Genomic DNA, 18,609 nt, shown 5'->3' on the forward strand with positions numbered 1-18,609 from the left:
GTTTTCGATGAAGGACCAACGCGCATGAACTGGTACACCGGTAATACCGTCTACGACACCGTCTTGACGATCGCCTTCGGATTCGCGGCGTTCGTCCTGGTGGGCGGGCTGTTCGGGCAGAGCCCGTACGGCCGGTTCGCCACCGCCAAGCTGGGGTTCAATCTGAATCCGAAGCTCGGGTGGTGGCTGATGGAGATTCCGGCCACGGTGGTGTTCGCCATCGCGTACCTCAGTGGGCCGAATCGGTTCGAACCGGCTGCGCTGGCGCTGGCGGCCATCTGGATTCTGCACTACGGCAATCGCGGCTGGTTCTTCCCCCTGTCGATTCGCCAAGTGCCGGGCAAGACCAGCAGTTTCAATGTCTCGGTGCTCGGCATGGGCATGTTCGTGACGGCGCTGCACGGATATCTCAACGGCGCGCTGTTCAGCCATGATTACCTGGGGCAGTACGGGTCCGGCTGGCTGACCGATCCGCGGTTCCTGATCGGACTGGTGGTGTACCTGAGCGGGTTCGCGCTGCTGGTGAACTCCGAGTGGATCGTTCGCAATCTGCGCGACAAGAACAATCCGGGCGCAACGGAATACAGGATCCCCTTCGGCGGCGGCTTCCGATTCGTCACCAGCCCCACCTATCTGGGCGAGCTGGTGGCCTGGGCCGGATTCGCCATCCTCACCTGGGCACTGCCGGGCGTGGTCATCTTCCTCATCACCTTCGGCAATCTGGTGCCGCGCGCCTTCGCCACCCACACCTGGTACCGGGAGAAGTTCACCGACTACCCGGCCGAGCGAAAAGCCTTGGTGCCGTATGTGATCTAGCGGCCCTGCCGCAGCGCCTTGTCGCGGTACATGGCGCTGTCCACGGCATGCATGAGCTCGTCGATGGCCGTCGAATCGACATCCACCAGCGCGGTGCCGATGCTTGCCCCGACGGTCACCGACATTCCGATCATCTTGAACGGTTTCAGCAGCGCCGCCAGAATGTCATCGGCGACCGTGGTCAATTCCTCCTGATTGGAACAGTTTTCGACCAGCACGATGAATTCGTCCCCGCCCAGCCGCGCCGCCACCGCCTTGGTGGGCAGCACCGTGGCCAACCGCCGCGCCACCTCGCGCAGCACCTGATCCCCGGCGGTGTGACCGCGCTGATCGTTGATCTCCTTGAACCCGTCCAGATCCAGATAGCAGACGCCGATCCGGCCGCTGGCCGCCGCTAGCCGGTCGAAGAACAGCAGCCGGTTCGGCAGACCGGTGAGCGAATCGTGGTGCGCGTCGTGCCAGAGCTGATCCGCCAGCTTCGTACGCTCGGTGACATCGACGGTGACACCGACCAGGAACCGCGGCTTCCCATTGCTGTCGCGCACCACCGACATGGACAGGTCGACAATGGCGGTACCGCCGTCGGGCCGGGTGTGCTTGGTCTCGGTGCGGAAGCTCGCGATCTGCCCGGAGATCAATCGCTGGAACTTCTCGAAGGCATCGCCGATATTGGCCGGACCCAGAATCTCGGCGACCGACCGGCCGGGCATATCCTCGGCGGGCACGCCCAGGGTCTCGGCCATGGCCCGGTTCACATCCACCACCCGGCCGGTGCTGATATCCACGGTGCCGATGCCGACCGAGGCGCCCGCGAATATCGCCTGGAACCGAGCTTCGGACAATTGCCGCCGCGCCTCGGCCTCGCGCGCGGCCGTGAGCGCGGCGGCCAGCGTGGTCTCCTGTTCGGCCAGCGCGGCATTGCGCAGACCCGCGGTGAATTCGGCGGCGAATTCGGCCGCCACCTCGATGGCCCGATCCCGCACCGGATCGTAATCCGGACATTCGGGATCGGGACAGACCGCGCGCACCAGGTCCTTGCACAACACCAGCACCGACCGGTGCACGGCGAGCGGATCCCGGTAGTTGGCCGCGACCAGCGCCGCCGCGGCCTCCCGGGCCACCGTGACGTCCTCGGTGCCCCGCACCGCCCCCATCAGGCGCGCGGCGTACCCCTCCAGCAGCTCCTCCACCTGCGCCCGGGTGATGGTGGGCGCGACGGCACCGTCGAGCATGCCGGCCCATCGGACCGCCAGTTCGTGTGCCGTACCCATCGGAACCCCCTGCGCCGGATCGTCCGCGCCGCTCAGGCTTTGCGGCCCACGCCCGCCAGACCCAGCGAACGGCCCGGGGTTTCGTGTTGATCGCGATCGGATTCCGGTCGCCACAACGGCAGTTCGACCACGCCGGGCTCGATCAGATCCCAGCCGTCGAAGAAGCCGGTGATCGCTTCGCAGGAGCGGAAGTGAATGCCGACTTTGTTTTCGTTCGCGGCGTTGGCGCCCAGTTTGGCGGCATCCTCCGGGCGGGTGGCCGAGGTGAGATGGGACAGGGCGAGGAAACTGCCCGCGGGCACCGCGGCGCGCACGGCCGCCACCTGATCACCGGGTAGGTCATTGTCGCCGAGCAGGTGCAGCACCGCGATCATGAGCACGCCGACCGGTTGCGAGAAATCGATCATGCCCGTGGCCTGGGCCTGATCCAGCAGGTCGGCGGGCTTGCGCAGATCGGCCTCGATGGCCCCGGCCTGCTCGTTGTCCACCAGGATCGCCCGCGCGTGCGCGATGGCCACCGGATCGATATCGGCATAGAGCACCCGGAAGCCGGGATCGATCTCCTGCGCCACCTCGTGCACATTGCCCGCGGTCGGGATGCCCGAACCGATGTCCAGAAACTTCCGCACGCCCGAATCCACCAGGTATCGCACGGCCCGGCGCAGGAAGGCCCGGTTGCTCAGCGCCACCCGCGGCAGGTCCGGGACCAGCATCTTTCCCATTTCCGCGGCTTTCCGGTCGATCTCGAAGTTGTGCGAACCGCCCAGCAGCGCGTCGTACATGCGAGCCGGGCTCGCCTGCGTCATGTCCACGCCTTCCGGAGCCCATGCCGGTCTGTCCATGTCGAACCCTCCTGCGATCACGATCGAAACCCGGCCGGTCGATCCCGTGCTCCCGATCACCCGGACGGTGTAAAGCGAATGTTAGCCCCCGTTCTCAAGAAATCTCGCGTCGGTGCCAATGTCGTTGTGACGTGCGAAGATCCTTGCTACCCGGCGGCGGCCGCACAGGTGCTCTGCGTGATGCCGGGCACGCACACCCCCGTCATATCCGCCAGCAGCAACCGACCGCCCAGCAGCAGCGAGCACACCGCGATCGCGCCGAACAGCACTACCCACAGCAGTCCCGGAATGCGGGTGAGCCGGGCCAGCTGGTCGGCATCGGAGTTCGGTTCGTGCCGCCGGTTGCGCTGTAGTTCCAGCACCGGGCGCGCCGCGGCCAGCATCAGGAACCAGGCCGCCAGATACGCCAGCCCGGCCTGGGTGACATCGGTGCCGAACCAGGACACGGCGAACACGATGCCGCCGATCACGAACACGCTGAGCACGCCGTAGAGATTGCGCACCTTCACCAGCAGGATGAGCAGCAGGGCAATGGTCAGCCACAGCAAGAGCGTGATCCGATGCGCGCCCAGCAGGGCGGCGTAGGCCAGCCCGAGCAGCGCCGGTGCGGGATATCCGGCCGCGCTGGTCAGAATCATGCCCAGCCCATAGGGTTTGCCGCTGGACACGGTGAGTCCGGAAGTGTCGGAATGCAATCGGATGCTGTTGAGCCGACGGCCGGTGAGCAGCGCGGTGAAGGCGTGCCCGCCCTCGTGCGCCAGGGTCACCACATTGCGCAGGATCCGCCAGGTGGGCCGGAACGCGACGAGTAGGAGCGCGAGCACGCCGGTTCCAATCACCAATTCCACCGGTGGCGGGGTCTGGGTGGTGGTCAGCCGATCGATGATCGAACTGCCGCGTTCGACGAACTCTGCGGTGTCCATCGCCGAACCATAGCGAACCGCCGGGCATCCGGCCGTTCGAGGCGGCGCAGGGCGGACAGGGCGGCATTGTGGCCGCCCATCCCGTGCGCGCCCGCGCCGGGCGGGGTGGCGGCAGAGCAGAGGAACATGCCCGGGACGCCGGTGTAGTAAGGGTCGAGTGCGATGCGCGGGCGGGTCAGCAGATTCATGGGTGTGGCCGCGCCGCCGATCACATCGCCGCCCACGAAATTCGGGTTGGCGGCCGCCAGGTCCGCGGTGCTCGTCACCGTTGTCGCGATGATGCGGTCGCGGAAGCCGGGGGCGAAACGTTCGATGTGCTCGAGCATGGCCTCGGTGGCGTCCCCGGTGAAGCCGTTCGGCACATGGGCGTAGGCGTAGACCGGATGGAGGTCACCGCGCGAACGGGCGAGGTCGGCGAGATACTGCTGGCCGACGATGATGAACGGCCGGGTGGGCATACGCCCGGCATTGGTGTCGCGTTCGGAAGCCACCATCTCGGTGAAAGAGCCTGCGAAATGGACGGTTCCGGCGCGGCGGCACTGTTCGTTCGCCCACGGGATGCCACCTTCGACAGCCAGGTCCAGTTTGAATTCGCCAGGGCCGCAAGGGTATCGGCGATAGGCGCGTTGGATCCGGCTCGGCATGCGATCGCTGATCAGATCCGCAACCGCGCGCGGCCCGAGATTGAACACGGTGATGTCGGCGGGCGGCAGATCAGCGGGCGAGGTGACGCGCACGCCGGTCTCGATGCGCCCGCCCAGTGAGATCAGCAGTGCCGCCAGGGCATCGGTGATGGCACGCGAACCGCCCTGCGCCACCGGCCAGCCGTAGCGCTCGTTCACGGCCACGAACATGAGGCCCAGGGCCGCGGAGAGCGGGCTGGTCAACGGCTGGAACGAGTGCGCGCACGCACCGCCGAACAGCGCCTTCGTCTCCTCGGTCCGCCACAGGCGGGCGAGCAGCGCGGCCGAAGCCAGCGACGGTATGCCCAAGCGCGCCAGGCTGATCGGATGCCGTGGCACATGGAAGGGCGACTGGAATATCTCCCCGATGATGTCGTCAATGCGCGTAGAAACCGTGCCGTACAACCGATTCCAGCGCTGCTCGTCGACACCCAGCCCCGCGGCGGTCTCGGCGACCGAACCGGCCAGCATGCCCGCCGTCCCGCCGTCGAGCGGATGCGCCAGGTCGATCGGAGCACGAAGCCACGTGAGACCGTGCTTTTCGAGGTCGAGGCCGCGCAGGAAGGGCGAGGCCGCGGCGGACGGATGGCCCGCCGAGCAGTGGTCGTGCAGCAGTCCGGGCACGGTGTACTCCCCGCTGCGGGTACCGCCGCCGATGGCATCGGAGCCCTCCAGAACGGTCACATGGACGCCGTGCCGGGCCAGGGTCACCGCGGCGGCGAGGCCATTGGGCCCCGCGCCGACCACGATGGCGGTGGTCATCGCGCACCCGAGGCGGCCGGGACCGGGAACAGCGGATGACCGTCCTCGTTCTGCACCCAGTGGAACCCGCCGCGGCGCAGCGCGAACGAGTCGGGATCGATCCGCGTGGCGCTCATGTGCATCCCCTGACCGTCGAGGATCAGCCGGTCGGGGCCGGGCTGCTCGAACCGCAGCGGCACCGTCCGATCCGGCGCTCCGGGCAGCATCAGGGTGACCGTCCGCGTGCCCTCCTCCACTGTCACAGCGTAGACCTCCCGCGAATCGTCCATCCGGACCACCGTGGCGGTCCCGGGCAACTCGAAGACAATGTGCCGCCAGCGTTCGGCATCGGTGACCAGCGGCGGTTGCGGCACACCGTCGCGGGTGAACTCCTCCACGTTCCAGATCCCGTACAGCGGCACCGTTTTCGGTGCGTCGACCAGGCTCCTCCACGTCGTGCCCGCATCGTACGAGTGCGATCCCAGCATCCACAGCCCCACCGCCGCCGCCAGCGCCGATGCCACGGCAGCGCCGCGCCGCGAGGAGAACAGCGGCCGCCGCGGCGCCGTGCGGACCGCGCGACCGGTGAAGAATCCCAGCAGCTTCGAGTAATCCGGGCCCAGCAGCACCAGTGCGATCAGCAGCAGATGGAACGAATGCAGTTTCACCGGAACGTCGTACGCCATGTCCAGCAGGAACACCTGCCCCATCGCCACCGCACTCAGCAGCGCACCGGCCATGACCGTCCGCGGCACGAGCAGCAACAGCCCACCCGCGACTTCCGCACACCCCAGCAGGATCTCGTACGGCTGCGAAGCCCCCACCTGCGCCCACATGATCCCGGCGGGACTCAGATCCCCGAGCGGCTGTAGCAGCCGATCCAGCGGCACCCACATCTGGATGGGAAAGACCTTCTCCATCCCGTACAGGAACATCTGCCCCGCCAGCCCGAGCCGCAGCACCAGCCGGAGCCAGGCGTACAACCGCGGATACCCGTCACGCCGCCGGTCCAGCACCGACCACACGGCCGTAATGGCAACGGCCGCAATCAGAAACGTGCCGACGAGCACCCAGTCATAGGTGGTGTCCCCGCCCCCGACCAGCCGCCATTGCGCATCGACCCCGAACACGTGTGGCCCGACCCACTCGACAATCGCTCGCGGCCAATCGAGGTCCTCCGGCGCGAGATCCCGCCCGGCCAACCCCAGCGGCCCTCTGAGCATCTGCGAAATGCCGAGACAGTACAGCGCGAAGTAGACGAAGCAGAACCGGAACACGACCCGCGTGGGCAATCCCCACCGATCGGTGCCCGAATCATCCTCGCCACCCCCCGTTTTCACGGCCTCGACAACGGCAACCGTCCCCACGCCCGAACTCCCTTCCTCGAGCCCCCCGGCGCACCGGAAGCCATGGATCCACCCCCTCGAGGCTAGAAACGATCCCCGCCGAATCCACTACGGCAGGCACCCGAATCCGTCGTAGCGCCTGCACTACCCCCGCAATGGCGCTTCCGATCGGGGGTTGTTGCGCGATCTCGGGGGCGGCGGTATCCTCGGCTGCGGATCTAGTTGGTGATCGGCTCTAGTGGTCACCGTGTGGATGTAGGTGAGCATCTCCCTCCCACATTCTTCTTCTAACACCAGCACCGATCGAGATTCGTCATAGGACGTCATCGGGCTGGATTCACCGCAGCCGGGCTGCATTCACGGCGCTTCGCCGTATCCATTCACTCGACCATCCGACTCCGATGAGAGAAAAGACAATGACTGACACCATGATTCATGTCGGTGATGCGCGGGTGCCGATCAGCGGCATCCTCGATATCACGGACAATCACGCAACCGTGCGAGTCGACGGCTATCAGGCCGGACCGCACGACATCCACGTAACCAACCGGCTGATCCGCGAATACGGACTGCGCCGCGGCGACATCGTCGGCGGTGTGGCCGGGGACCGCCGGGACGGGACCAAGCTCGCGCCCCTGCTGCGGGTCGACACCGTCAATGGACTGGCTCCCGAACAGGCGAAACTCCGGCCCCACTTCGAGGATCTGGTCCCCATCTATCCGAACCAGCGGCTTCGGCTCGAAACCGAACCGCACGAATTGACCACGCGTGTCGCCGATCTGGTGAGCCCGATCGGCAAGGGGCAGCGAGCACTCGTGGTCGCCCCGCCCAAGGCGGGCAAAACCTCTGTGCTGCAAGCCTTTGCACACGGGATCGCCAAGAACCATCCCGAGTGCCAGTTGCTGCTGGTGCTCGTCGGCGAGCGGCCCGAGGAGGTCACCGATCTGTCGCGGGCGTCCCCGCCGATGTGGCCGCCGCCACCTTCGATCAGCCCCCGCGCGAGCAGATCGCCGTCGCCGAATTGGCCATCGAGCATGCCAAGCGCCTGGTCGAAATGGGCCGCGACGTGGTGGTGCTGCTCGATTCACTGACTCGCCTGGCCCGCGCCTACAATATGGCCGCCCCCAACTCCGGGCGCGTCCTGTCCGGCGGTGTCGATGCCGCCGCCCTGGCCCCGCCGAAGAAGTTCCTGGGCGCGGCCCGCAATATGGAGAACGGCGGCTCGCTCACCATTATCGCCAGCGCCCTGGTCGAGACCGGTTCGCTCGCCGATACCGTCATCTTCGAGGAGTACAAGGGCACCGGCAATTCCGAACTCAAACTCGATCGCCGCAGCGCCGACCGCCGCCTGTTTCCGGCCGTCGATATCGCGCAGTCCAGCACCCGTCGCGACGACCTGCTCCTCACTCCCGACGAACTGGCCGCCACCACGGCCATGCGCCGCACCCTCACCGACCGCGACCCGCACCAATCGCTGGAACTCCTGCTGACCGGACTCCGTCAGACGCGCACCAATACCGAATTCCTGACCCAGATCCGCTCGGCGGGCAATGGCGCGCACAGCGCCGCGTGACGCACCGCCGGGACTCACTCACAGGCGATACCGTCGCTGTCTCGATCGAGATCGTAGATATCGGCGCCGATCACCGCGATCGGGCCGTCGACGTACGCGGGACCGTTCCCGCTGCCTCCGGCGCAGTCCACGTCCGAGGCGATCGGCACGCAGCCGCCGTAGTTCGGGTCGCATTCGCCGATCGGCGCCGCTTCCGCTTCGAATGGTTGCGGTGCGGGCTCTTCGGTCGGTTCGAGCAGCGGTGGCGCCGCCACGTCGGTGGTCGGCGGCAGCGTCGTGTCCTCGGCGGTGGTCGGCGGCACGTCCGTGGTCTCGTCGGCGACCGTGGGCGGGGTCGTGGTCTCGGCGACAGTGGGCGGCGGCAGGGCCGCGGCCGTGGTGGTCGGCGCGGCGGCAATCGTCGACGTCGGTCTGCCGGACGATGACGTCGAGACGGCGGGCTCGTCGTTGCCGCTCGCGATGGCGGCGAGGAAGAGCACCGCGACCGTGCTCCCGGCGCCGATCCAGGCTTTCGGATGCTTGGTGAAGGTGTTCTTCGCCGGGGCGACCCCCGGTACGGCGGTCATCGCGGTGGGGTCGCGGGGCAGCCGCGCGGTCAGTCGCAAACCTCCGACGCCGTGCGCGATCACCGCCTCGCAGCCCGCCCGGCTCCCGTGGCCGTGCAGGTAGGACACCATGGGCCCGTATCGCTGCGACATCGGGAAGGTCAGCTCCCCCACCCGATCTCCGTCGAGGCGCACCTCGAGCGTGGGCAACCCCCGGTACCTTCCGCTGGGAATCACACACCAGACGAGTTCGGCGGCGACCAGCCGGTTCCGGCCCGGCGGCGGCGCATACCGTGCGAGCGCGGCCTGATGCTGTTCCTCGCGAATGACGGTGACCATCACTTCGGCCGCCACCATGACCAGACCGGTCACGGATCTCTCCATCATGGTCCATGCATCGGGTGGCGACGCGGCACGTTACCGGCGGCGGATCCGACACGGCCGCGAACACGCCAGGCGTCTGACCAGTCGGTATCGGGGTGGGTGTGTGGTGGAATCGGGTGCTCGTTCGCGCTCGATCCCCGCACCGCACCGATTGGAGACGAATGGCCCGGATTGGGATTCGACGGTTCGCGGCGGTGACGGTGGTGGGGGCTACGGTCGGGGTGACGGGGTGCTCCGAACCGGCGCAGCGGCCCGCGCACACTGTCGAGCCGGTGGCGATACGCGCCACCGCGGACGGGCTGTTTCTCGACGGGAAGCATTGGTGGCCTTCCGGATTCGATGCGCCACAGCTGGCCACCAACTGGTCGATCAATTTCGGGTGCGGGGCCGAGGTGGATCTGGACGCGTACTTCGGGTCGCTGCCGAAGAATGCGCTCACCCGGTTCAACCTGTTCCAGGCGTTCGCGGTGGACAAGACCACCGGGGAGCTCACCTTCACCGCCGTGGACGCGGTGTTCGAGGCGGCCGAGCGGCACGGGCAGGTGGTGTTGCCGGTGTTGTCCGCGCAGGACGGGGGTGCAGTGACGAGCGGTTCAAGCAGCGGCAGTGGTACGTGGAGGGGTGGAAGAAGTTCACGCCGGTGCGGGGGCGGTCGGTCATGAGCTATCGGGATTGGGTGCGGACGGCAGTGTCGCGGTGGCAGGACAGTCCGGTGCTCGCGGGGTGGGAGTTGATGGGCGAACCGGAGGCCAGCGAATGCGAGGGCCGCGATTGCGCGCTGTCGGCCCGGACCTGCCCGCCGGATGCGGCGCAGGTGCTGCGGCGATTCTTCGACGAGGCGGGCGCGCTCGTGCGGCAGCTGGATCCGGGCAGGCTGATCTTCTCGGGCTTCACCGGGGGCGGGCAGTGCGGGACGGCCGGCGCGGACTACCAGTTCGTGGGGGCGTCACCGTATGTGGATGTGCTGGACTATCACGACTATTCGAAGGATCCCGCGGTGCTGCCCGGCGATCAGCGCGACGGCCTGGCGGTGCGCTTCGAGCAGGCGCGCGCACTCGGAAAACCCTTGCTGCTGGCCGAAGTCGGCGAGAAGGCCGGGTCCTGCCGTGATCTGGCGGCCCGGCGTGACGATATGGCCGTCAAGCTCGCCACCTTGCGAACGGCGGGTGCGGCCGGGGCGCTGTTCTGGGCGTTCGTCCCGGACCCCCGCGAGGATCAGTGCACCCTCGACATCGGCCCGCACGATCCGCTGTGGACGCTGGTCGCCGAGCGGATCACGCTCGGCCCCTGACCCGCCTCACTGCGCGCCCAGCACCCGGTATATCCGCCAATCAGGTTGACCCGCACCGGCATTGGGCATTTCCAGCCACAGCGTCGCGATGCCCGCCCCGTTCTCGTAGATGGTCGGATAGCGGCGGTTCACGGCATCGGAGGTGCCGCTACCCGAATTCGGCACCGTGAGAATGTATTTCACGCCGCGCTCGGCGGGCCGGTTGAGCACGCGCACGAAATCGCGGTCGGAGGGCACGACGAACTGCTCCGTGTGCCGGGAGGCCGCCGAGACGGCGAAACCGTATACGGTGTCCATCAATACCGCGCCGCGCGGCAGGTTCATGGAGTCGAGATAGTCGGCCAGGATGCGTTCGGTGGAGAACATCGCGGCAATGCGACGCTGATCGGCGTTGTAGGCGGAGGCGTCCTCGGGATCCGGGAAGATCACCTCTTCGAGGGCGTACTCCTGCACCGCCATGGGCTGACTGGTCATACCCCAGGCAGTCAGCGGCACCGACGCGACGAGCAGACACAAGGTCCCGGCCAAGGCCGACTCGGGCAATCCGAACGTGGGCCTGCTGGCATGCCGACCGGGCGGGAAAGCCCGTGCGGGAGCGTTCATTACCGCGTGGCGGCCGGGCCTGCGGCTGGGCGGGAATCCACGGGCGGCCGCGATCTGCATGGCCAGCACCGCCGCCAGCGGTATCGCGGCGATATAGAACCGCAGGAAGGCGAAGGTGGAACCGGAGGCGTAGCTGAATGCTTGGAAGGCGAGCACGGAACCGCACAACAGCAGCGGCACCAGCACTTCCGCATCCCGCCGTCGCCACGCCAACGCGCCGACGATCGGAATCAGCAGCGGCAGCGCGGGGCCCAGAATGAGCGCCGCGCCGAACGAATACTCCAGTGCGGCAGCGGCTTCCGACCCACCCGTGGCGCCCTCCTGGGCCAGGATCGACGCATTGCCGTACTGGGAGGTGAACTGCTGGAACGCTTGCCCGGTGATCAGCCAACTGGTCAGCGCCCATACGAAGAAGGCCACGGCCCCGGGCGCGCCGACCAGCACCAGATCCATGAGCGCGGCCTGCCTGCGATGCGGCTCGCCCGCACTGCGCCGATAGGTGATCGCGCAGGCCAGCGCACCGGCGCACACGGCCGGGGCCACCGCGTCGTAGCGGGTCAGGTACGCCAGTCCGAAGGCGACGCCGCAGGCGGTGAGATCGTGCACGTCATCGGTGCGCACCCAGCGGATGAGCCAGCGAACGGCCCAGCACAGGAAGAACAGGAACGGCGCCTCGCTCATACCGTTGGCGGCATAGAAGACGATCATGGGGTTGAGCGCGAAGGCCGCGGTGACACCCCAGGTCATCCAGCCCGGCAGACCGCGGTCGGTGCCGATGCCCAGGATCATCAGCACGGCGCCCGCCATGAACAGCGCGGACATGAACGCACCCGCGAGCCCCCAGTACGTGATCCACGGGAACAGCGGCGCCAGGGCGACGAACGGCAGTTGCGCCAGCGCGGTCAGCGGCGTGAAGACGAACCCGATGGAGGACAGGTGCGGGTCCCGGCTGAACAGCGCCGCCTCGGTGACCTGGGAGCGGGACAGCGCATCACCCATCAGGAACCCGTGCCCCACACTGAGATACACGGCGGCACCGGCGTACAGCAGTGTGGCGGCGGCGAACACGTACACCCGCACGCGACGAGACGGGCCGCGGGACTCCGCCGCCGCCGGATGGTCGGGGGTCGCGGAGGTCCGCTCCAGGGTGGCGGTCAACTCGTCGCCTCCGCGCTATCCGAGGTCGTGCCGAGACCGTGAAAAGTCTTCTCCCAGTAAGAGGGATTGCGAATGAGCTGATAGCAGCCCTTCACCGATGCGACGGCCATCATGAGCCAGTACAGCGGCGAGAGCAGGCACGCCCAGATCAGATCGGGGCGATTGTTCTCCCGGCAGGCGATGAGGTTCATGTAGATGGTCGCCGCATTGCCGATGATGAGCGCGATGAGCGCCGGGAAGTAGACCGCCGCCGGGAACAGCCGCCCGATCAGGCTGGGCTGCCCCAGAATCCAGGCCACCGAGATACCCCAGAACACCAGGTTCAGGCAGGCGATGACCGGTGTGCCAGCCAGGAACAGCGTGAACCGGATGAAGCTCACCGCCCCGATCGCCCGGTAGAGCTGGATCGGCCGCCGCGCGTGCACCAGCCAGGATTGCAGATAGCCCTTGTACCAGCGGGAGCGCTGCCGCACCCAGTTGATGGGATCGGGATTGGCCTCCTCCAGCGTGGTGGAGTCGAGCACGCCGGTCGCGTAGCCATGCACCGCCAATCGCACGCCGAGATCGGCGTCCTCGGTGACGTTGTAGGGATCCCACGCGCCGAGTTCCTTGAGCACGCTGCGCTTGAAGTGATTCGAGGTGCCGCCCAGGGGAATCGGTGCCGTACTGCGCATGAGCCCCGGCAGCAGGTAGCCGAACCACAACCCGTAGTCCATGGTGAACCAGGCGGTGAGCAGATTCTGCCGGGCATTGTGGAACGACAGTTTGGCCTGCACGCAGGCGGTGTTCTCGGGCAGATCGCGGAAAGCGGCCACCACCCGGCGCAATTGGAGCGGATCGGGAATGTCCTCGGCGTCGTAGATGGTGACGATGTCGCCGGTGGCCAGATGCATACCGTAATTGCAGGCCTTCGGTTTGGTGCGCGGCTGCGCTTCGGGAACCAGAACCATTGTGACGTAGTCGATCACACCGCCGATCCCGGCCTTGCGGGCGGCCGCGATGGTCGGCTCGTCGTCCTCTTCGAGCAGTAGCAGCACCTGCATCCGGTCGCGCGGATAGTTCAGGCCGCCGAGCGCGCCGAGCAGATCGCCGACCACCTCGGGCTCGCCGTAGGCCGGAACCAGAATGGTGTAGGACGGCAGATCCGAGTCCGGAATCGCCAGTGCCCGTTCATCGTCCACCGTCATGACGGCGTCGCGCGGCAGACCGCGCTTGAAGATCAGGACCCGGTCCAGCATGCCCGCCAGATACACCAGCGTGCAGACGCCGACGAGCACCGTGAAGGTCGGCATGGGCGCGAGGACCGCGCACACCACGATGAGCACCAGGGCCGCGATGGCCGTATTGCGCTGCCACGGCAGGAAAGCCACCGAGGCCGAGGCCATGGGATCGTTCTCGCGCAGCCCGTGCACGGCATAGTGCAGCGCCCGCGCCGACGCGGAATCCGGTTCGGGGGACTCGGTGTCGCTCATGGCTGCCCGGTCCCCGCGCGCACGATCTCGCGCGCGAGCTCGGTCAGCAGCGGCCCGTCCTTGTGCTCGGTATCGGCGTCCACCAGGCTGGGATCGGCGTCGGAGTCGAGCACCACCGCACTGCCCCGGAAGAACGTATTGAGAATATTGTCGAGCAGCCCGAAACCCGATCGCTGCGGTTGCGGGAATTCGGCGTCGGACAGGTGGTTGTCCGCGGCGATGAGGCTGATCCGCTCGGCGCCGTACTCGTCGCGCCAGTTCCAGCTCAGCCACGTCCAGCTCAGCAGGCGCTGGTCGTCGAGCACGGTGTTCATGCGCGCGGTCACCCCATTGCCCAGATCGACCAGGGTGGGCGGGGTGATGCGCGGCTGGCTCAGGGAGTAGAGCACGAACTCCGGCAGGCGGTCGATGGCGTAGCCATTGGGCGCGGTGACCACGTCGACCACGACTCGGCGGCGGCGGGAATCCTTGTCCCACTCGGGATTCCGCGTCTCCGAGCGAATGAGCAGCCGGTTCAGTTCCGCGGGACTGCCGAAATAGTGTTTCGCCCACGGATAGTCACGCTCGGCGAGCAGGGTCCAGCCCTGCGGCACGGTGTGCGGCCGGGCCAGATTCAGTCCGGGGATACGGGGGAATTCGCGGTCGTAGCCCTCGGGAATCGGCAGGAAGGCCACGGCCGCGCCGACCACCACCACCGTCGCCACCCCGCTCCAGACCTGTTTCGCCGACAGCGGATCCACCGGCCGGGCAAGCGGTTTGAGCGAACCGCCGCGCCGCACCTGGACGTACATCACCAGGCACATGAGGAAGCAAGCGATCAGCGAGGGAAACACCTGATAGGCAATGACGGGCTGGCGCGGCCACCGGTCGTGCATGACCGCGAGCACCAGGGCCCCGATCAGCAGCGCACCCACCGCGCCGACCGCCGCGCGGGTGCGCGTACGTCCCACCGCGACCGCCGTGGCGAAGGCCGTCAACGGCAGCATGGCGATACCCGCTTGCAGCGGATCGCCGCCCAGCGCCGAGCGCAGCGCCCGGTACGGCACCGGGAACATGGCCAGCAGCAACAACCAGCTCGGCCAGAACTGCCAGGTCGGCCGCAGTCCGAAGACCAGCACCGCCGCGCCGAACAGGAACAGCCAGGCCGCCAGCAGATCCAGGTGCAGCACCTCGTAGAGATACCGGTAGCGCGGCATGAGCAAGCCCTGGACCGCGACCGAGGTGCCGAGCAGGATGCCGCCGACGATCACATCGGTCTGCCGGTCGTGAATCGGCAGCTGCGGGCCGCGGCGCACGAGGATGCCCAGGGCCGCCAGCGCCGCCAGCGCCATCACCACGAACACCTGGCCGATGCTGGAGCCGATGCGAACGCCCTGAACCACGCGGAACCACTTGTCCCAGAACGCGACTCCGGTAGCGACAATGATCAGCACCACCCGCAGCGCAATGCGGACCATCGTGCTGCGGCTGTGATCTGCGGTCGCGGGGGCGGACATGTCAGCTCTTGCGGCGGCGCATCAGGACCATGGCGGCGGCCACCACGGCGAGCAGCGCGATGATGGCGCCCGCGATGGTGAGGGTGCGGGCGAGCGAGATGGTCTGCGACGGTGATTCAGCGCCGGTGTCCATGGCCGCATCCGGGTCGAAGAACTCCGGCTCGCGGTCACCGGCCTGGAACAGGGCGTCGCCGTGCAGTTCCTGCCAGCGCTCCAGGTCGGCCTGCAGCCAGTCCAGGGCGCGATCCAATCGGGCGGACGAGGCGGTGGAGGTGGCGACGACCACCATGCGGCCGCCGCTCCAGGTGGTCTGCAGGGATCCGATGGGAACCCCGGGATCGATGCGGACGGTGGCCGAATCACCGCGGTCGCCGTTCACGGTCAGGGTCAGATCGTCCTTGTCCGGATCCAGCGGCAGTTCGATCGATTCCAGCCCGTCGCCATTGGCCGAAACCAGCACCGCCGGTACCGAACTGCGCACCGCCGTGCCGAAATCGACGATATCGGGTTTCAGCGGCATGACCGAGAGTCGTTGCAGCCCGGTGAGAATGGTCGCCGCGCGCACGGTGTCGGCGAAACCGGGATCGTGCAGGCCCACCTGCACCTCGGGTTGCAGCGCCTGCGGCAGCGCCTCGAAGCCGCCCGGAATGGCCGGGGCCGCGGGACGACTGGTCACCTCGGTGTCGGGATGCAGCGCGAGCGTGACCGGGCGTTCCAGGCCACAGCCCTCGGTCACGCCGGTTTGATGCAGTGTCACGGCGACGGTGGTGAATCGGGTGAGCAGCTTGTCCGGGACCGAGACCCAGCGGTCGATGCGGCCCTCGGTGTCCAGCGGCCAGCTGTCGATGTACTTGCCGTTCGCCTCCACGGTGATCGCGCCGCTCATGATCGACGGCAGGGGGGGTGTAGTTGCCCAGCAGGCGAATTCGCACATCCTTGACCGGATGGCCGATGCGCGACTGGTCCACGCCGAACTCGACGCGCACGCTGCCCAGCGAGGTCGCGCTGAGCTGGGTCTGCCCGAGCTCGCCGAGGGTGACGCTGTCCGGCGACACGACCGGAGCGCTCGGCAGCGACACCGCCACCGCGCCCGAGGACACCGCGATCTGCGACAGATCGGTCACCAGCAGCCGGGTCTGATCGGGCAGGCTGGTGGCATCGCCGCTCAGCCGCAGCACCGGCTCCGGCCCCGGATTCTCCACCCGCAGTCCGGCCTCGCCGGATTCGCGAATCACCACCTGCCGCTCCAGGAATCCGGGCGGATGGTCGGGCGCCCGGCCGTCCGCGCCGAGTTGCCGGATCTCCACCGCCACGGGCTGGCGTCCGTAGCGCGCGACGACGGCCGTGCCCAGCGTGAGCGCGGCATTGCTCTCCACTCGGCTCGGCTGAGCGGGCAGATACATGGTCAGCTTGCCCAGAATCGGCGGCAGGAAGTCCGCCACCGTGGTCGGCTGCTGTTCCTCGCCGAAGTACACCACCGAGACATCGGCCAGCGTGAGCGGCACCCCCCACCAGTCGGTGACACACCACCCCGCCTCCGGCACCAGCGAGGACGTCAGCGTGACCGCGACCGCGTTCTGCTTCACCTGCGCCCCCGCCAGCGAGAGCCGAATCGGCGCGGGCGCGCCCAGCGGCAATTCCACCCGATCCACCAGCCGCCCCCCCCCGGATGCCACCTCGATGGTCCCCCGCACCACATGCGGCGGCAGCTGCACGGTGCCGAGAATCGCGGTCGGCGCGAGCCCCGGCAAGACCGGCAGCACCAGCGAAACCTGATGCTTCTATGCGCTTACCGTTCCAGCCCAATGTCCCGCGTCGGGGGTTCTCGATGCCGGGGCTCGGCCGCATCGCGGCGTATCGCCTGCTCATTCGCATTTCGCATCATCCTTTGCGCCGCAGCGTTAATCGCTGCTTGTGATGCTTCGTGTGATCTCTCCGACTGCTCGAACCGACTGCCTGTGCATAGGTGGACAACAGCGATCTCGCTACCGGGCATCGCGTGGGCTATCTGCTCGACCTCCGTACGGAGGTCGGCGCCGAGATAGGTCGCGGGAGCATGAGCCAATAGGAGGGAAGCAGAATTGATTTCGACCGCCGAAACCCGGCCACCACCGCCGCTGCTGACTTCACCCTCACCTTCACCCCCAACATCGTCACCACGACGACCGCGACGAACTGCTTCTTGCGCGTTGTCAGCCCACGCGACCAGGATCGCCAGGAACGTAGGAACGGCCACTTTCCGCACGGCCTCCGCTGTGGCAGCAACCAGTTCACCGGCTCGCGAATTCAGGTCCTGCTTCGCCTGTTCAACAAGTACCGCCAAGGCTTCGAGACCCATCAGCGCACGATTGGACTCCTGACTGATCGCGTGGTCGGCGGCCCAGTACAGCGTCCGCATGGTGTCGTCGTGGAGCCTGAACTTGCTCAGCTCACGCTCGGCATTCTCTGCGGTGACCGATGAGCGCTCTGCGGCTGCGGCGGACCGCTCCGACGCCTCCGCGGCCGAACGGGTCACCTGAATGTTCTCTCTCATCGTGGCAACGGTTTCGGTCCCTGTCCGCCGGAGCAGCTTCGCCGAAAAGTAGCTGCCCACGAACCCTATTCCAGCACTGATCAACGGTAACGTGATGACGGCCCACGTCGGCACCGTAGCCATCGGATCCCTCCCCCCGCGTCGCGCTTCAAGCTATAGCACTATCAGCTGGTTTCTTGACACCGAGCTTGGCACCGCAACCAAGATCGTAGGTCTCGAATTGGATTGGCTTCATTGCCGACACCGTGAAGTCGACAAGGGGACGAAAGGTAAACGCGCCCGGAGAATTCCGATCATCGAGGAACTGCGGCCGATTGTGCTACGAGCAATTGCCCGGGCACACGCGCGGGTAGACGCCGATCCCGCGATGAAGAGTGCGGACGAGGCCGCACGGGCCGAGGCGTACGGGAGGGCCCGACTCTTCGTCGGCCCCCGCGGTGGGCGGATACAGACCACCGTTCTTCGACGCACGACCCATTGGGACGAAGTGGTCGCCGCGCTCGGCTACGAGCATCTGCGGCGGCATACCCCCGGCATGACCTGGTTCCACAACCGCGAACCCGGCCTGGTCAACTGCGAGAGCCAGCCCCCTTCGACGGGACAGGCGGCGAAGCGGCAACCCTGGGAAACTTCGTCTCCGACATCCCGATCCCCGATGCGGTGTGGCCGGAAGCCCTGCGCCGAGTCCGCGAGATCGCCGCACAGCACGGCGCCGACCAGATGACTCAGTACTCGGACCTTCCCGGCGACCACAGCGTCGAAATCTACGGCCAGGGCAACAGCATCAACATCTACTTCGGCACCCAGATCGCCACGGTCATCGGGCCCGAGACGGCATGCCACCTTCCCGCCGCAAAGAAGTCACCCACCACCTCACCCACCCGTAACAATCCGCCGGTAACCCACTCGGTGGGGACCTGAGGCACAGCATA

15 protein-coding genes and 2 pseudogenes are annotated in these 18,609 nt (G+C 67.5%); 6 read left to right on the plus strand and 11 right to left on the minus strand.

Translation table 11 applies throughout. The annotated features are described in order from the left end of the window. Window positions 1–24 precede the first annotated feature (24 nt). Entirely contained in the window at window positions 25–816 is a 792-nt protein-coding gene (locus NC4_RS24175; protein WP_067542322.1) for a phosphatidylethanolamine N-methyltransferase family domain-containing protein, read from the plus strand. Here the strand turns inward: NC4_RS24175 and NC4_RS24180 are convergent. The 5 genes from NC4_RS24180 to NC4_RS24200 all read right to left on the minus strand — a co-directional run bounded on the left by NC4_RS24180 (window position 813) and on the right by NC4_RS24200 (window position 6,643). Further along, the gene (locus NC4_RS24180) at window positions 813–2,048 is read right to left on the minus strand and encodes a sensor domain-containing diguanylate cyclase (protein ID WP_245721886.1); all 1,236 of its coding nucleotides are present in this window, start codon (window positions 2,046–2,048) and stop codon (window positions 813–815) included. The genes NC4_RS24175 and NC4_RS24180 overlap by 4 nt on opposite strands. Before the next feature lie 71 nt (window positions 2,049–2,119). Next, window positions 2,120–2,929: an SAM-dependent methyltransferase gene (locus tag NC4_RS24185; RefSeq protein ID WP_067542328.1), complete on the minus strand. Its 810-nt coding sequence runs from the start codon at window positions 2,927–2,929 to the stop codon at window positions 2,120–2,122. Between the two features lie 146 nt (window positions 2,930–3,075). Then, entirely contained in the window at window positions 3,076–3,852 is a 777-nt protein-coding gene (locus tag NC4_RS24190) for a M50 family metallopeptidase (protein WP_067542333.1), read from the minus strand. After that, entirely contained in the window at window positions 3,801–5,297 is a 1,497-nt protein-coding gene (locus NC4_RS24195; protein ID WP_067542336.1) for a phytoene desaturase family protein, read from the minus strand. The genes NC4_RS24190 and NC4_RS24195 overlap by 52 nt, the downstream gene beginning before the upstream one ends. Beyond that, window positions 5,294–6,643 carry a hypothetical protein gene (locus NC4_RS24200; RefSeq protein WP_084529721.1) on the minus strand — a complete coding sequence of 450 codons (1,350 nt, stop codon included), beginning with the start codon at window positions 6,641–6,643 and terminating at the stop codon, window positions 5,294–5,296. The genes NC4_RS24195 and NC4_RS24200 overlap by 4 nt, the downstream gene beginning before the upstream one ends. 401 nt (window positions 6,644–7,044) lie before the next feature. Between NC4_RS24200 and NC4_RS39305 the strand changes: the two are divergent. Continuing rightward, a pseudogene (locus NC4_RS39305) lies at window positions 7,045–8,195 on the plus strand (transcription termination factor Rho, short form); the annotation flags it as partial. 14 nt (window positions 8,196–8,209) lie between these two features. On the opposite strand, the gene NC4_RS45180 reads toward NC4_RS39305, so the two are convergent. Next, window positions 8,210–9,112 (minus strand): hypothetical protein, encoded by a 903-nt coding sequence (locus tag NC4_RS45180; protein ID WP_439957551.1) that lies wholly within the window; start codon window positions 9,110–9,112, stop codon window positions 8,210–8,212. A gap of 173 nt (window positions 9,113–9,285) precedes the next feature. Here NC4_RS45180 and NC4_RS24220 point away from each other — a divergent pair. Beyond that, a pseudogene (locus tag NC4_RS24220) lies at window positions 9,286–10,415 on the plus strand (glycoside hydrolase 5 family protein). 6 nt (window positions 10,416–10,421) lie between these two features. On the opposite strand, the gene NC4_RS24225 reads toward NC4_RS24220, so the two are convergent. From NC4_RS24225 to NC4_RS24240, 4 genes are all read right to left on the minus strand, one after another. Beyond that, complete coding sequence (locus tag NC4_RS24225) at window positions 10,422–12,086, minus strand: ArnT family glycosyltransferase (protein ID WP_067542687.1); 1,665 nt, start codon at window positions 12,084–12,086, stop codon at window positions 10,422–10,424. A gap of 86 nt (window positions 12,087–12,172) precedes the next feature. Continuing rightward, the gene (locus NC4_RS24230; RefSeq protein WP_067542346.1) at window positions 12,173–13,648 is read right to left on the minus strand and encodes a glycosyltransferase; all 1,476 of its coding nucleotides are present in this window, start codon (window positions 13,646–13,648) and stop codon (window positions 12,173–12,175) included. Beyond that, window positions 13,645–15,144 carry a hypothetical protein gene (locus NC4_RS24235; protein WP_084529722.1) on the minus strand — a complete coding sequence of 500 codons (1,500 nt, stop codon included), beginning with the start codon at window positions 15,142–15,144 and terminating at the stop codon, window positions 13,645–13,647. The genes NC4_RS24230 and NC4_RS24235 overlap by 4 nt, the downstream gene beginning before the upstream one ends. A 1-nt stretch (window position 15,145) precedes the next feature. After that, window positions 15,146–16,030 (minus strand): hypothetical protein, encoded by an 885-nt coding sequence (locus tag NC4_RS24240; protein ID WP_067542349.1) that lies wholly within the window; start codon window positions 16,028–16,030, stop codon window positions 15,146–15,148. 65 nt (window positions 16,031–16,095) lie between these two features. Here NC4_RS24240 and NC4_RS24245 point away from each other — a divergent pair, with 65 nt between their 5' ends. Then, a complete protein-coding gene (locus NC4_RS24245; RefSeq protein WP_067542352.1) occupies window positions 16,096–16,284 on the plus strand; it encodes a hypothetical protein in 189 nt (62 codons plus the stop codon). 270 nt (window positions 16,285–16,554) lie between these two features. Next, on the plus strand, window positions 16,555–16,920 hold the full coding sequence (locus NC4_RS24250) for a hypothetical protein (protein ID WP_157555165.1): 366 nt from the start codon (window positions 16,555–16,557) through the stop codon (window positions 16,918–16,920). Between the two features lie 13 nt (window positions 16,921–16,933). On the opposite strand, the gene NC4_RS24255 is transcribed toward NC4_RS24250, so the two are convergent. Continuing rightward, complete coding sequence (locus NC4_RS24255) at window positions 16,934–17,800, minus strand: hypothetical protein (protein ID WP_157555167.1); 867 nt, start codon at window positions 17,798–17,800, stop codon at window positions 16,934–16,936. A 354-nt stretch (window positions 17,801–18,154) separates the two neighbouring features. On the opposite strand from NC4_RS24255, the gene NC4_RS39320 reads away from it, so the two are divergent. Beyond that, entirely contained in the window at window positions 18,155–18,598 is a 444-nt protein-coding gene (locus NC4_RS39320; protein WP_084529723.1) for an LppA family lipoprotein, read from the plus strand. Window positions 18,599–18,609 lie beyond the last annotated feature (11 nt).

Source organism: Nocardia crassostreae, from assembly GCF_001613405.1.
GTDB classification, from domain to species: Bacteria; Actinomycetota; Actinomycetes; order Mycobacteriales; family Mycobacteriaceae; genus Nocardia; species Nocardia crassostreae.

Coding starts and splice junctions, on each gene's coding strand:
- NC4_RS24175 (WP_067542322.1), top strand. CDS start 25: ATGAACTGGTACACCGGTAATACCGTCTACGACACCGTCTTGACGATC.
- NC4_RS24180 (WP_245721886.1), bottom strand. CDS start 2,048: ATGCTCGACGGTGCCGTCGCGCCCACCATCACCCGGGCGCAGGTGGAG.
- NC4_RS24185 (WP_067542328.1), bottom strand. CDS start 2,929: ATGGACAGACCGGCATGGGCTCCGGAAGGCGTGGACATGACGCAGGCG.
- NC4_RS24190 (WP_067542333.1), bottom strand. CDS start 3,852: ATGGACACCGCAGAGTTCGTCGAACGCGGCAGTTCGATCATCGATCGG.
- NC4_RS24195 (WP_067542336.1), bottom strand. CDS start 5,297: ATGACCACCGCCATCGTGGTCGGCGCGGGGCCCAATGGCCTCGCCGCC.
- NC4_RS24230 (WP_067542346.1), bottom strand. CDS start 13,648: ATGAGCGACACCGAGTCCCCCGAACCGGATTCCGCGTCGGCGCGGGCG.
- NC4_RS24235 (WP_084529722.1), bottom strand. CDS start 15,144: ATGTCCGCCCCCGCGACCGCAGATCACAGCCGCAGCACGATGGTCCGC.
- NC4_RS24240 (WP_067542349.1), bottom strand. CDS start 16,030: ATGAGCGGCGCGATCACCGTGGAGGCGAACGGCAAGTACATCGACAGC.
- NC4_RS24245 (WP_067542352.1), top strand. CDS start 16,096: ATGCGCGACTGGTCCACGCCGAACTCGACGCGCACGCTGCCCAGCGAG.
- NC4_RS24255 (WP_157555167.1), bottom strand. CDS start 17,800: ATGGCTACGGTGCCGACGTGGGCCGTCATCACGTTACCGTTGATCAGT.